A 13,566-nucleotide genomic window follows, 5' to 3' on the forward strand; every position below is an offset into this window, starting at 1 on the left:
CGAGAGCTACGCCGCAGGACTCCACCTGCGCGGATCCATCCTCTGGTTACGCAGCCTGCCAGCCCTCCCGTGATCTCAACTCAGAACAGGCCCTAAGCGCCCAGTCCGTGAAACCACGCATGGGGAGGGCGGAGTGCGTGGTGACGGTCGAGGAGATTCGAGCCCTCGGCGGTGGGGTTCCTCGTATGCTTCCCCGGGCGATCTTGTCCATCGCTCTGTGCACAGTACGCCCAGCAGATGGCAAGGAACGAAGGGGGCACGGGGGACATGGCGGTCACGGACGGCGGCGACGACGCCGCCGAGTTGAAGAGACGGGCGGAGAAGCTGCGCGGATGCGCGCGGGAGGCGCGGTCGCTCGCCCGTACGCTCGGGCCGTATCTCGACGATGCGGTCAAGAAGGCGACGCCGCGCGCTGATGCCTTCCGCACCGGGGGTGACGCGGGCGCGATCTGGCAGGGACCGTTCGCCGACGAGTCCACCGCCACCCTCCAGCAGCGGCAGCGCAGCCTGAACGGCATGGGTACCGCGCTGCTGGCGGACGCCACGCGCTGGGAGGCCCAGGCGGACGAGCTGGAGAGGCAGGCCAAGGAGAAGGACAAGGCCAAGTCCGGGACGGGCGGCGGCCGCTGATGGCATTCAGAGGTTTCGACGCCACCGGGCTGACGGCGCTCGCGAACCAGTTGGACGCGCTCTCCCAGAACTCCGGGAAGCTGCACTCCCAGCTCGCGACCGTCCTGACCACCGCCCAGCAGAATCTCCCGCCGGGCCAGAGCGCGTCCCGCGACCCCGACCTCCAGGGCCTGGTCGGCGATGTGATCCCGATGCCGTCGATCTTCGGCGGCCGTCGGCGCCTGCCCGGTTCTCTCGGTGGCGAACTCGGCGACATGCAGACGTCGATGAAGCGCCGGATCAAGCAGCTGGAAGGCTTGCAGGAGCTGGAGAAGCGCGGCGATCCGGTCAGCGACGGCAGTGTCTTCCTGGACGAGAAGGCGCCTGACGCGAAGAAGATCGACGATGCGTTGCGCGACCTCCAGGGCCTGCAAGGAAAAGACTTCGGCACGAACGGCAACCGCGACGACCTGGAGAAGGTCTCGGGTGAGCTCGACGGCATGACTGCCGCCGAGCTGGACGCGCTCATGACGAAGGCGTCCCCCAAGGACCTCGCTTTCTACAGCCAGTTGATCAGCGACACCGGCGACTCGGCCTGGAACCCGTTCGACGACAACGGCTTGCCCGAGGACAGGCGCCGGGCCACCCTCAGCCTGATGCTGTCCAAGATCAGCCCGGAGAACGTGGGCAAGTTCCAAGCGGCCTTCCCGGGCATGCAGCCGACGTTCACCAACACGGGCGCGTACGAGAGCGGCGGCAACAACCAGAACGGCCAGACCAACAACGGAATCCACTGGGCGCCGCCCTCGGACCCGCTGTTCCAGGACGGTGTCTCGGCCGACGACGTCAGCCAGAACCAGTTCGGGGACTGCTGGTACGTCGCCTCGCTGGCCGGTCTGGCCCAGAAGGACCCGAAGTTCATCCAGGACGGCATCAAGCAGAACCCGAACGGCACGGTCAGCGTCCGCGTCTGGGACAAGGACGGCAACTACCAGTGGGTCACCATGACCGCCGACCTGCCGACCGACCAGAACGGCAACCCGATCAGCACGTACGGCAACGGCGAGACCTGGCCGGCGTACTACGAGAAGGCCTTCGCGATGGTCTACTCGGACGACGGCGACGACGAGCGCGGCTACGGCGGTATCGAGGGCGACGACCCGAAGAAGTCCGCTCCTTACCTGACGGGCAAGGAGGGCGAGGACCTGGAGTCGGGCGGCTTCCTCGGCATCGGCAAGCACGACGACAAGAACATCGACTCGCTGAAGAAGGCGTTCGACTCCGGGAAGGTCGTCACCGTCTCCACACCGGACGACGAGAAACTGGACAAGGACCACCCGGCGGAGTGGGGCAACACGTACCACAGCAATCACGCCTATTACGTCCGCGGCTTCACCGACGACGGCAAGATCATCCTCGGCAATCCCTGGGGCGTTCACGGTTATCCGCCGATCACCGTGACCCAGGAACAGTTCAACAAGTACTTCCAGGGACCCGAGGCGTTCGATGTCCCCTGATGCCCGACAGGTGAGTGCAGTGCCCGAGCCCGAACCCAAGCCGGAACGTTCGCACGTCAAATACCCCTTCGAATTCGACGGTCGTTGGGTGCTCCGCTACCACATTCCGTACACCGTCGAACACGAGGGCAAGGCCCACCGGATCGTGGCGACGATCTTCGCTCAGCCTTCGGTGCACGGCCGGATCCAGGTCAGCGACGAAGGCGGCACGGGCGCCGCGTACGACAACCTGACCCCGGGCGACGTCGTGGAGATCACCGGCGACGCGTGGCGGGTCGCGGAGGTCGACTACCGCACCCGCGTGGTGCTGGAGCGCGTGACCGACCCCGACGAGGAGGGAACCGGTGCTCAGGCCGGTGAGTAGGTACGGCGTCGCGGGTGCCGTCATGGCCGTGCTGGCGCTGACCGGGTGCGACTCGTCGTCCGGCGGGAGCAGCGGCGACGACCCGCCGCCCCTGCGGGCGGCGAAGGACAAGGGCCCGGTGTGCGTGGGCACGGCCCCGGCGGACGGGGTGCACGTCCTGCGCGGCGGCGGCTTCCGGCTGCCCGGTGGCGGAGGCGTGCAGTACGAATCCGCCACCGCCGACGGTACGACCCGTACGGCGACCCTCCGCGACGGCGCGAGCTACGCGGACGGCCAGAAGCAGCAGACCGTCAGGGCCGGGCAGACGGTCACGCTCTCGGGGCACGCCTACACCGTCGGGCAGATCTGCTCCTACCGGGTCGTGCTGGAGGCACAGGACGCGAAGGACAAGGCCGCCCTGGCCGCAGCCCCCAAGTCCCTCGAATCGAAGGGCGGACAGGCGGACAGCGGTCTGTGCTTCTCCACCAACTCGTCCGTCCTGGCCGCGGCGGCGAAGGGGTTCCCGGCACAGGGAAGCACGCTGTCCCTGCTACGCAACGGTGGTGTAAAGACCTTCCCGACCGGTCTGTCGATCACCGTCTCCTACCTCGACACCAAAAGCGGAACCGCCGGAGTCGGCGCGAACTGCGCCGCGATCCCGGTGGCCGTGTACAAGGATGTCCGGGTCGGTGACACGGTCGAGTTCGCGGATGTGCTGTTCAAGGTGTCGGAGCTGGAACAGGGTGTCGTACGGGTGACCCGGACCAGCGCCTAGCGGGGTGGCGGCCGAAACCGCTGACGGGGGGCCGCGGCTAGAGTTGCCCGGTGTGGTGGTACGAACAGTGCCCCGAACCGGCGACCGTGGAGACTGATGGTGTTCGGCAGGAGCAAGAACGTCGACGAGCCGCCCGTTCCCGTCGTGCCCTGGGCCGACGCCTGGGAGTTCGCCCTCACCGATGAGGAACGCCCCGTCACGCTCCAGCGGAAGCGGCCCGTGCTCGGCATCAGGGCCGTCCGGGTTCCGCACGGTGGAGGTGCGCAGAAGGTCAACGCTCCGTGCGCGTTCCTTCCCCCGCAGGGAGCAGCGGACGACTTGCGGCTGTACGAGGACGCGGAGGGCCGCCGTCTCCTGTGCTCCGTCGACGACCCAGAGGAGGCCGACGGCGCACGCCACTACCGTGTCCGCGACGGGCAGGGCCAGGTCGTCGGCACGGTCCGCCGTATCCCGCCGCTCAAGCACGCTCTCAAGCCGACCTGGCGCATCGAACAGCCCGGTCGTCCGGAGATCGTGAGCAGCGCCGAGTGGGCCAAGGGCGGGGTCACGGAAATGGTCCAGAAGGGTGCGGGCAAGTTTCTGCTGGGCGCCGTGCAGGCCGTGGCCGACATGGGGGCGGAGGGCGGTGACCAGCCCGCGAAGTCACGCGCCCTGGAGTGGAAGGCCGACGGCGAGTTGGTCCTGACCTCCGACGCCGACCGCCGCTTCCTGGTCCGGGCGGAGTGGCTGGACCGGCGTCTGGTCTTCGCGTACGCGCTGCTACGCGCCCGCTCCTGAGCCTCAGTCACGGTCACGGTCGCGTTCGGAGGCTGACATGGCACTAGGCAGACGGCAGACGGCGGAACCGCCGGTGGAACAGGTCGGCTGGGCGAGCGTCCAGACGTTCGTGGTCTCCGCCGTCGAGCGTCCGGCGACCGTCAAGCGGAAGCACGCCGTGCGGGGGAAGCAGGCGGTGCGTGTGGCCAGGGCGTCCAAGGACCTTCGGGTGCTGGCGCCGTGCGCGTTTGTGGGATCCGCGACGACGCTGGTACCGGGCCTGCCCGGACATTCCAGGCTCGCTCTGTACGAGGACCCGGACGAACGCACTCTGCTCTGCTCCGTCGAAGCTCCCGTTGACGTCGATGGGGAACAACGGTTCCTTGTGCGCGACGCTCAGGGGCACCTCGTCGGAACGCTCACCCGCGTGCCACCCAGACGCCGTCCCTTCAAGCACACATGGCGCATCGAGCAGCCGGGTCACCCGGAGATCGTGGGGCGCAGCGAGTGGGCGAGTGGGGACGCCAAGGAAATCGCCAGCCGGATGGCCGGGAAGCTCCTCGGCGGCGTGCTGGACGCCGTGGGCGACCTGGGCGCGGAGGGCAGTGACCAGCCTTCCAAACCCCGCACGCTGGAGTGGCGTGCCGAGAACAAGGTCGTGATGATCTCGGAAGGCAGCGCGAAGGTGACCGTACGGGCCGGCTGGGTCGACCGTCGACTGGCCTTCGCCTTCGCGCTCGTCGGCGATCGCTGACCAGTGACCGGAGCTCGGTAAGGACATCGCTGCGGCTTCGTGGGACCTCATACGCACGGCTTCACCACACCTGATTCTCGCCGTGCTCTTACCGCATCCGTATCATGGTGCGCCGATTCATGGCGGTGTCCGACGACCCGCGTTCGAAGTATTCCGGGGGGAATGAAGCATGGTCATGAGGAACGTCAACCCGGACGATCTCGACCAGCTCGCGAAGCTGCTGGACGGCCGCGGTGGCATGCAGGACAAACTGGACGAGGCGTTTACGAGGGCGTCCCGGCTCGGCGTCACGAGCAAGCTCACCTCACTCAATCCCATGCGTTCATGGGTGAAGGACACGGCGCCGGACCTGCGCAAGCGGGCGATCTACGCCCGGCTGGAGAGCGGGGATCCCGAAGCCGGCCTGAAATGGGCGGGCTTCAGCGCCAAGGACATCGAGAAGTACAAGGGCCTCTCCCCCGACGAAATGCTGCTGGCCAACTCGGTGGCGGCCAGTGACGACCCCAACGCCGACGTCTTCAAGCGCCGCCCCGACGAGTCCCTGTCGGACTACCTCGACCGCCTCAAGGCGCACGCGATCGCTCAGATCCCTGGTCTCAAGCCGCACGAAGAGACGATCGCCACCATGATCGGGCTGTACGGCGACTGGGGTTCCGTCACCGCCTCCACCGCGGTCGTCACCATGCAGGGGGCCTCCCTCACCAAGGTGCTGCTCGGCAACTCCCTGAAGGCCGGGGCGCTGCGCACCTGGAAGACCCGGCTCGGTGTGGTCCTGCGCGGTTCCGAGAACGGCCTCATACGTTCTGCGGGCAACGGACTCATCAAGTGGTCGCCGAAGATCCGCTCCCTCAGCGCGCCCGGCAGCTGGTTGCCCGGTCAGCTGGGCTCGCTCTTCGGACGCAGCACCGCCTACCAGAACCTCTCCCGCATCCCCCTGACCAGCGGGCTGCGGGGCGACCTGATCGGGCAGGGCTACAACTGGGCCCGCAGCACTCCCCTCATGCAGAGTCTCCGGGCCAACGGGGTCATCGACTTCCTGGTCGGCTCGGACGAGGCCGCGAAGATGTACGGCGGTTTCACGCACGCGGGACAGCCGGTCGCCCGGGCTGGCAATGCGAGCCTGATCAAGGTCTTCAGCAAGGCCGCCAACAGCCAGCGGTTCGCCAACTCCGCCGCGGAGGCCACAGGAGCGGCGCGTGGTGCCGGTGCCCTGCGTTTCGGTCTGGGCACTGCTGCCAAGACCGCCGGCTTCCTCCGGGGAGCGGGAATCGTCGGCGGTGTGGTCTCGACCGGCTTCAGCGCGGCCAACGTCATCTCCCAGGGCAACCCGGTCGAGGCCTTCAAGAGGAACGGCGCCGGATACGTCGCCGACGTCGCCGAGGTCGGCTTCAACGCCTCCCTCACCGCGGCCATGGTCGCCCCCAACCCGGTCACCATCGGCCTCGCCGTGGGCACGGGCCTCATCTACGGCGGCGCCAAGGTCGTCGAACACTGGGACGACATCACGAAGGGCGCGGGGAAGGCGGCGGACTGGGTGGGCAACAAGGCGAAGGATCTAGGGAAGAGCATCGCCAAGTCGAAGGCGAATCCGATGAACTGGTTCTGACCTCGAGAGTGGCCTACTGGACCGTCCCGAACTCGGAGGCGCTCACGTCACTCGCCTTCGATCAGCAGCTCTTCCTTGTCCGGCAGCAGGTCCGTGATCTTCTCCCAGACCTCGGCGGAGTTGGAGAGGGCGAGGACCAGGGGGCTGTCGGGGCCCACCTGGCCGGGCATGATGGGCTCTTCGGGCTGTTCGCGGATCCAGTAGCCGAGGGGGCCGCAGTCCCATACGGCGAGGGCGCGGACCATCGCGGAGCGTTCGCCCTCGTGGGTGCCGTCCCAGGCGGTGGTGATGCGCCAGGTGGCGTTGAGGGAGACGACCAGGTCCCGGAACTGCTCCAGGGCCGGGTCCTTGAGGTTGGCGTCGGCCTCGACGAGGGCCTTGCTGACGAGTTCGAGGGTCGCGTCGTCGTCCGGTCCGGGCTCTTCCAGGGCACCGAACGCGGCGTCCAACGCGGCCATCGTCGTCTCGATACGGACCTCGGGGGCGCCCTCCTCCGGCTTCTCGCCGCGGTGGAGGTTGACCTTGCGGGCCAGCTCCCAGACGAGGGTGTTGGGCTCGATGGAGACGTACTCGGACTCCTCCTCCCCCGGCCAGCCGTCATGGGAGATCACCGCTTCCTGGCCCACGACCACACCGTGGTTCACGGGGCCGTGTTCGCCGGTGACCTCCACCTGGATCAGCACCATGGGGTCGGCGAGCGCACCGAGCAAGTCACGGAGCACCGGCGCCAGTTCGCCCTCCTCCCCGATCAGGCCGACGCGCTGGAGCTCGACCAGGGACTCCCACAGCTCCTCAGGCGGTGTCTCGCCGTCCAAGAGGTGTGCGAATACGGCGATGTGGCGGTCCGCCAGCCGGAAACGGGCTCGGGAGCTGTCGTACGAGGGCACTGGTCTGGGTTCCTCCCGTGAAGCGGCGGCAGCGCCGGCTCACTTCTACTTCCTGTTGTCCTGCAGGTCCTTGGCGCTCTGCGTGCACTGGTGCGCCTCGTCCCGCAGCGCCGTGGCGACCGTGCTGCAGGTCGTCTTCCAGCTCTTGAGCTTGCCGCGCACATTGTCCGCGTTCGGGCCCGACCAGGTCTTCATCCCGGTCGTGCTGTGCGTGCTGGCTGGGTTGACGAGCGACTCGATGTGGTCGGCCAGGGACCTCAACTGGCTTGCGCGCTGGTTGAGTTCCTGAATGTCAGGATTTCCCATAGCAGTCTCCCCCGGTGTCTCAACGGCCCCAGCATACTGTCGCACCGACCCCGTCCCGAGTGGACCCCTGGCCCGGATCAACGGGATGAACACGGGTCGTTCACCAGAAGATCCCATCTTCGGCAGCCCTGGACGGGAACTACGGATGGTGCGGTAGCGTCCACTGTTGCAAACGGACAGTCCGCTTGCCACTGACTACACACGGGGAGGATTCGCTATGGATCGCGGTGCAGATCTCGGGCGGCTCCGGGAGCTCTCCAAGCTCTACAGCCGCAAGGCACACGACTTGCAGGTCCTGATCAAGGACCTGCAGTCGGCCACGGCTGACAGCACGAGCTACTGGAAGGGCCCCAAGGCCGACCGCTTCCGCGACGACTGGCACGACGTGAAGCCCACCTTCGAGAAGTGGGTGGACACGCTGAACGACGCCAGCAAGTCGGCGAACACCAGCGCCGACAACATCGAGCGCGCCACCTGATTCCAGGCGAGCCGCGCATTTGTCGCGATGCAACTGGGGCGCCCGGTCCGAGATTTCCGAATCTCGGACCGGGCGCCCCAGTCGTATGTGGGGAAGCCCGGCCCGGAAGGCGTCTCCCTCGCCAACCCGTAGCGGAAAGACCAAGGGGCCCCGCCTGCCCGGGCAGGGCCCCTCGCGCACATCTGATCAGCCGTTCATGACCCCCTGCACCGGCATGTAGGACCCGCCCGAAACGAACAGCCCGCTGCCTGCCGGCCCACCCCCGCTGTTGGCCGGCAGGCGGATGCCGAACAGCTCGCCTTCCGAGGGACTCTGGGGGGTGAGTAGCAAGCCGTTGCGGGACTTGCGGGCCTCGACCGAGAAGCCGCGGTACTGGCCGGAGAGGCTGTCCGTCGTGCCGGCGGCGAGGAGGCCGATGCCTCCGTCGGCGCCCTTGCGGACGACCGCTTCGAGGGCCTCGTCGAGGCGGGTGTCGTAGAGGAGTTCGGCGTCGTCGACCACGACGACGTAGGAGCCGCCGGGCGCCGCGCCCACCAGTTCCTCCAGGTCGTCCTCTCGGCTGTCCGCATTCAGGAGGCCCAGGACTCCCTCCCGGCCCGCAAGGTCGCGGAGCGGGGAGCGGCGGGGGGTGACCAGGACCACCGAGGTGCCGGAGCGGAGCAGGGACTCCGTCGCGGCCAGCAAGAGGGTGGAGCGGCCCGACTTCGGGGGGCCCGCGATGACGAAGCCGGGGCCGTTCTCCTCCAGGTCGATGCCGATCGGGTGGAGTTCGTCGCCTCCTACGCCGATCAGGGCCCAGAGGGGGGAGGAAGGAACGAAGTCCGGATCCAGGGCAAGGGCCTCGCTCGCCGTGATGCGCGACGGGAGCGCGTCCACGCGGAGGGGGCGGCGGGACGCCGGGACACGGCCGTAGCGTGCACGCGTCTCCTCGGCGATCTCGCGCAGCGCGCGGACCTGGGCCTGCCCCGCCGGGTCCTCCGCCAGCAGGCCGATCTGGGTCTCGTCCACGCCCGTGTCGGTGATGCGCAGGGCGCGGCCTGGAGGCATGTTCTTCGGGACCTCGCGGGCCTGGAGGCCTGCCGTGGAGTAGTCGTTCGAGTCCGCGAAACGCATGACCATGCGGTCCGCGAAGGCCGACGAGACGTGACCGCTCAGGCCGCTGCGGTCGGCCGTCATCACCACCTTCAGGCCCACCGCCGAACCCTCACGGAAGATCCGCTGAGCCGCCTCGAGCAGCTGGCCGTAGTTGTAGGCCTCGAAGGTGGAGGCGAAGCCCTCCCAGCTGTCCAGGAGCAGGACCATCCACGGAAGGCGGTCCTCCGGGGCTGCCGAGGCCCGCTGTTCGGCCGCGCTCGACGCGCCCTCCATCGCCAGCAGTTGCTGTCTGCGGGCGATCTCCGCCAGCAGGCGTTCGATCAGGCGGCGGACCCGGTCCGGCTCGTCCCGGGTGACCACAGCACCCACGTGCGGCAGCCTCATCAAGGGCAACAACGCGTTCGAGCCGCAGTCGATGCCGTAGACGTGCACGTCGTGCGGGGAGGTCGTGCGGGCCAGGGAGCCTGCCAGCGTGCGCAGGGCCGTTGAGCGGCCCGAACGGGCGCCGCCCAGCAGCAGGGTGTGCTCGCCGTGCACCAGGTCCAGGGCCAGCGGCTTGCGGCTCTGCTTCGCCGGCAGGTCGATCAGGCCGAACGGGATCGGGGAGACGTCGGCCCCGACGGCCGCCGTCTCCGGAGTCCTGTACGACTCCAGCTCCTCCAGCGTCACCAGTTCCGCCAGCGGCGGCAGCCACGGGCTGCGCTGCTCGCCGAAGCCCATCCGCTGCGCACCGTCGCGCACCGCGTCCACGAGGACCGCCAGGTCGGTGACCATCGTGCCGTCGTCGCCGACCTCCTCCCGCTTGGGGAGGGGGCGGGCGTAGGAGTTCCACTGCAAGGGGATCAGCGTCGCCTTGGGGCCGGTCTGGCCCGTTGCCGGTCGGCGGCCACCGATGCGGGCCGACTGGACGCCGACGAGGGACTGGGCGCCGGAGCGGACGTACATGCGGCCGGGGGTGGACTTCGCGATCGCGCCCGAATCAGGGGCGTCGATGACGTCTGTCGACTCCGCGGCGTCCGTCACCCGCAGGGCGATACGGAGGTTCGTGTTGGCCCGGATGTCCGCGCTCACCACGCCCGCCGGGCGCTGGGTGGCCAGGATGAGGTGGACGCCCAGTGAACGCCCTCGGCGGGCGATGTCGACAAGGCCCACGATGAAGTCCGGGAGTTCGGCCACCAGTGACGCGAACTCGTCGATGACCAGGACCAGTCGGGGCATCGGCTCCAGCTCGGGGCGGAGCTTGCGGGTGTCGTTGTAGTCCTCGATGTCCTTGGCGGCCGCGTCGAAGAGGATCCGCTCGCGGCGGTGGAGTTCGGCGGCGAGCGAGGCCAGGGCCCGTTCGGTGAGGTGGGCGTCGAGGTCGCTGACCATGCCGACCGTGTGCGGCAGGTTGGCGCAGTCCATGAAGGCGCTGCCGCCCTTGTAGTCGATGAGGACGTAGTTCAGGGCGTCCGGGCGGTTGGCCACCGCGAGGGACGCGATGATCGTCTGGAGGAGTTCCGACTTACCGGCACCCGTCGTACCCGCCACCAGGGCGTGCGGGCCGTCTCGACGGATGTCCAGGGTGAAGGTGCCGTCGGCCGCGATACCGACCGGCGCCGATGTCGTCGAACCGCCCGCCCGCCAGATCCGCTCCACGTCCGCGCCCGTCGGGTCGGGCAGGCCCAGCAGCGTCAGCAGCCGGGCGGCGGTGGGCAGCGCACTGTCGGCGTCGTCGCGGCTGACGTCACGTACGGGCGCGAGGGAGCGGGCGAGCAGCTCGCACCACTCCGGGGTGACCTGGTCGGCCAGGATGTCGCCGACGCCCTCCATACCGTAGCCGCGGACGCGGACATGGTGGGCGGCGTCGGGCGACCAGGCGACGACGGCCTTGCACTCCTCGGGGAGCAGGCGTTCGTCCTCGTCGATGCAGACGGCGAGGATGCCGTTCTGCGGTCCCTCGGTGAGGAGTTGGGGTACGCCGGGGACGCGGCGCAGCAGTCGGGCGCCGTCGAGGATCACCAGGATGTTCGGGTCGGGGTAGAGCTGACCCGTCATGTTGTTCTGCTCGCGGGCCGCCTTGCGCCGGGCCAGCTCGCCCAGGAGCTCGTTGACGCGGCGGGTGATGCCCTCGGAGTCGAAGCCGACCAGCGCGACGCAGTCCTGCCCCTGGTCGGGGTTGGTGTGCGGCAGCCAGTGCGCCCAGTGCCAGTCGGCGCCGGCGGCCGGGGTGGCGCAGAGGGAGACGAGGGAGAGGTCGCGGGGGCTGTGCAGGACCGCGGCCTGCACGCTCAGCCAGCGGGCGGTGGCCAGGGCCCGGGCGCGGTCGCCCGCGATGCCGACGACACCGAGGCGGGCGAAGGGCAGGGTGACCGGGACGTCCGGCAGGAGCGGCGGTTCCGGGCGTTCCTCGTCGTACGACGTGCCGCCGCGGCCCATGACCATCTCGACGTCGGACTCCAGACCGCCGACGCCGATGCGCAGCTGCATGGCGTCCGGGTCGGTGAGGCGGCGCTCCCACAGGCGGCGGCGCGGGCCGGTCGCGAAGAGGAGGATCTCGGCCGGGTCGGGGCTGTCCTCGCGGCGGCCGCGCTGCTCCTCCTTGGCCAGTTCGGCGAGTTCGGCCTCGTGGGCGGCGAGGTCCTTCTTGTACTGCTTGAGCGAGGTCTTGTGCTTCTTCTTGCCCTCGCGGTTCTCGCTGAACCACTGGCCGATCATCATCAGCGGGCTCATCGCGCAGAACAGCAGCATGTAGATCTGCTTGGTGATGAAGTACATGGTCAGCCCGAACAGCATGGGCATGAAGGCCATGATGAACTGGAAGCGCGCCCGCTCGTTCTTCGACGGCGGCAGCGGTACGACGATGCGTCGCCGGGGCCGCAGCGGGTTCAGCCGGGGCGGGCGGTTGTAGGCGAGTCCGCCCTCGCTCATCGCGGACAGGTGCGCGTCCGGCTCGGCCACCCGGTCGAGCACGAGGAGCGAGTCGCCCACCCGGACGACACCGCCGAGCGGCCACGACGTCCCGGCCTTACCCGTGGCCCCGGTCGTCCCCGACTTCCCCGTCGTCCCAGATGCCCCCGCCGTCACCGTCTCGTCGTCGAGCAGGACCTCGGCGCCGCCCTCCGCCGCGAGCGTGGTGTTGCCCTGGAGGTCGATGGTCACCCGCAGCGCGACCGGCGGCAGCGAGGGGTCCGGCAGGGGCAGCGAACAGGTGGGCGCCGAGCCGACGGTGGCCGCGCCGACGCCGAGCCGGATCACGCGTCCGGCCGCGGGACCGCCTGCCACTCTCAGCTCGTACTGCCCGACCGGCTCCCCCTTGCGCAGCAGCGGGCCTATCGCGTCGTCGACGGAGATGCGCATGCCGTCGCGCAGGACACCGGCCGCCGGGGCCGACGGATCGCACAGCATCCCGTCCGCCCACAGGGACAACGCCCCGGTCACCGCCGTCCCGTAGCCGGGCGGCGGGGCGAGTGACGTGCCGCGCATGGGCACGACGTTCCCCGGCATGCCGCCCGGCGGCGGGGCGGCACGTCCTACGGCCGTCCCCAGCACCTCCGCTACATCACCGGCCGTGGCCGTGTCGTCCGCAGTGACGACGACGTCCTGCGGTGCACCGCCTTCGTGCACGAGCGTGACCAGCATCCGCATGGTGGTCATCCTCCCCCGTCGGCCCCTGTGGCCACGTTCGTTACTTCAGCTGACGGAGACTAGTCGCAGTCTCCGAGGTCGTGCTCTGCTGTCCCGCTGTCCTGCTGCCCAGGTGTCAGACCGCCGGCAGCCCGTAGATCTCCGGCTGCGATGTGCCGTGCTCTCAAGACGCGTGGTTCTTGAGGTACGCAGTTCTTTAGTGCGTGGCTGGTGTGGTGGTGGTGTTCGCTTTCGCAGACACAGTAGTGACAGCCGGGGCGGTGGGGGGTGACGGGGGCATGACCGGACTGTCGACCAGGCCCAAGCGGCCGAAGGCGGCGTGCGCTTCGCTCCATTACGACCGGATACGCGGACGGACGGACTGGCAGCCGGTCAGTTACGCGGGCGGGTAGGCGGGAAGCCGCCCGGGGCGGGGCCTGCGACTCAAAGGCCCTATGCGACCTCCCACTTGCCGGTCTGCGGGTTGCAGCCGTCGTAGTTGTCCTTGGCGCCCACGGATGTCGCCACGATCTCGGTGTTCGTCACCTTCTGCAGGGTCAGTACGTCGTTGCAGACGCCGCCGAACAGATCCGTCTGGCGCAGAAGGCCCAACTCCTCACCCACGTCCGCCTGTTGGACGGTGAGCCGGAAGGTCCCCATGGGCACGGCATCGTCGAGACCGCTGCCCTCGCCCTCCCAGGTGCCGAGGTAACGGGCGGGGACGGCGACGGGAGCGGTGTCGGCGGGGGCGGAATGGTCGGCGCCGCCCACCCGCCGCGCGGCGCCCCTACGGCTGGAGCAGTCCCCCTACACCTGGCAGTCCCCACCCCTACG

Annotated in this window: 12 protein-coding genes; 8 read left to right on the top strand and 4 right to left on the bottom strand. The window is 69.2% G+C overall.

Features of this window, described 5'->3' with window-relative positions:
* Window positions 1-237: 237 nt before the first annotated feature.
* From ACFY16_RS36845 to ACFY16_RS36875, 7 genes are all read left to right on the top strand, one after another.
* A complete protein-coding gene (locus ACFY16_RS36845; protein ID WP_390651575.1) occupies window positions 238-630 on the top strand; it encodes a hypothetical protein in 393 nt (130 codons plus the stop codon).
* Window positions 630-2,126 carry a C2 family cysteine protease gene (locus ACFY16_RS36850; RefSeq protein WP_390651576.1) on the top strand — a complete coding sequence of 499 codons (1,497 nt, stop codon included), beginning with the start codon at window positions 630-632 and terminating at the stop codon, window positions 2,124-2,126. Before ACFY16_RS36845 ends, ACFY16_RS36850 begins: the two co-directional genes overlap by 1 nt.
* 19 nt (window positions 2,127-2,145) lie before the next feature.
* Window positions 2,146-2,490, top strand: a complete 345-nt coding sequence (locus ACFY16_RS36855) for a hypothetical protein (RefSeq protein ID WP_390651577.1) — start codon at window positions 2,146-2,148, stop codon at window positions 2,488-2,490.
* 22 nt (window positions 2,491-2,512) lie between these two features.
* The gene (locus ACFY16_RS36860) at window positions 2,513-3,244 is read left to right on the top strand and encodes a hypothetical protein (RefSeq protein WP_390651672.1); all 732 of its coding nucleotides are present in this window, start codon (window positions 2,513-2,515) and stop codon (window positions 3,242-3,244) included.
* 96 nt (window positions 3,245-3,340) lie between these two features.
* On the top strand, window positions 3,341-4,021 hold the full coding sequence (locus ACFY16_RS36865; RefSeq protein WP_390651578.1) for a hypothetical protein: 681 nt from the start codon (window positions 3,341-3,343) through the stop codon (window positions 4,019-4,021).
* Window positions 4,022-4,058: 37 nt separating this feature from the next.
* The gene (locus ACFY16_RS36870) at window positions 4,059-4,754 is read left to right on the top strand and encodes a hypothetical protein (protein ID WP_390651579.1); all 696 of its coding nucleotides are present in this window, start codon (window positions 4,059-4,061) and stop codon (window positions 4,752-4,754) included.
* Window positions 4,755-4,929: 175 nt separating this feature from the next.
* The gene (locus tag ACFY16_RS36875) at window positions 4,930-6,360 is read left to right on the top strand and encodes a PE-PGRS family protein (protein WP_390651580.1); all 1,431 of its coding nucleotides are present in this window, start codon (window positions 4,930-4,932) and stop codon (window positions 6,358-6,360) included.
* Window positions 6,361-6,407: 47 nt separating this feature from the next.
* Here the strand turns inward: ACFY16_RS36875 and ACFY16_RS36880 are convergent, their stop codons facing one another.
* Window positions 6,408-7,247 carry a hypothetical protein gene (locus ACFY16_RS36880; protein WP_390651581.1) on the bottom strand — a complete coding sequence of 280 codons (840 nt, stop codon included), beginning with the start codon at window positions 7,245-7,247 and terminating at the stop codon, window positions 6,408-6,410.
* A gap of 45 nt (window positions 7,248-7,292) precedes the next feature.
* Complete coding sequence (locus tag ACFY16_RS36885; protein WP_390651582.1) at window positions 7,293-7,553, bottom strand: WXG100 family type VII secretion target; 261 nt, start codon at window positions 7,551-7,553, stop codon at window positions 7,293-7,295.
* 217 nt (window positions 7,554-7,770) lie between these two features.
* Here ACFY16_RS36885 and ACFY16_RS36890 point away from each other — a divergent pair, with 217 nt between their 5' ends.
* Entirely contained in the window at window positions 7,771-8,031 is a 261-nt protein-coding gene (locus ACFY16_RS36890) for a WXG100 family type VII secretion target (RefSeq protein ID WP_390651583.1), read from the top strand.
* Window positions 8,032-8,217: 186 nt separating this feature from the next.
* Here the strand turns inward: ACFY16_RS36890 and ACFY16_RS36895 are convergent, their stop codons facing one another.
* The gene (locus ACFY16_RS36895; protein WP_390651584.1) at window positions 8,218-12,753 is read right to left on the bottom strand and encodes an FtsK/SpoIIIE domain-containing protein; all 4,536 of its coding nucleotides are present in this window, start codon (window positions 12,751-12,753) and stop codon (window positions 8,218-8,220) included.
* A 432-nt stretch (window positions 12,754-13,185) separates the two neighbouring features.
* Entirely contained in the window at window positions 13,186-13,503 is a 318-nt protein-coding gene (locus ACFY16_RS36900) for a hypothetical protein (RefSeq protein ID WP_390651585.1), read from the bottom strand.
* Window positions 13,504-13,566 lie beyond the last annotated feature (63 nt).

The organism is Streptomyces sp. NPDC001315, assembly GCF_042896175.1.
In the GTDB taxonomy this organism is placed as follows: domain Bacteria; phylum Actinomycetota; class Actinomycetes; order Streptomycetales; family Streptomycetaceae; genus Streptomyces.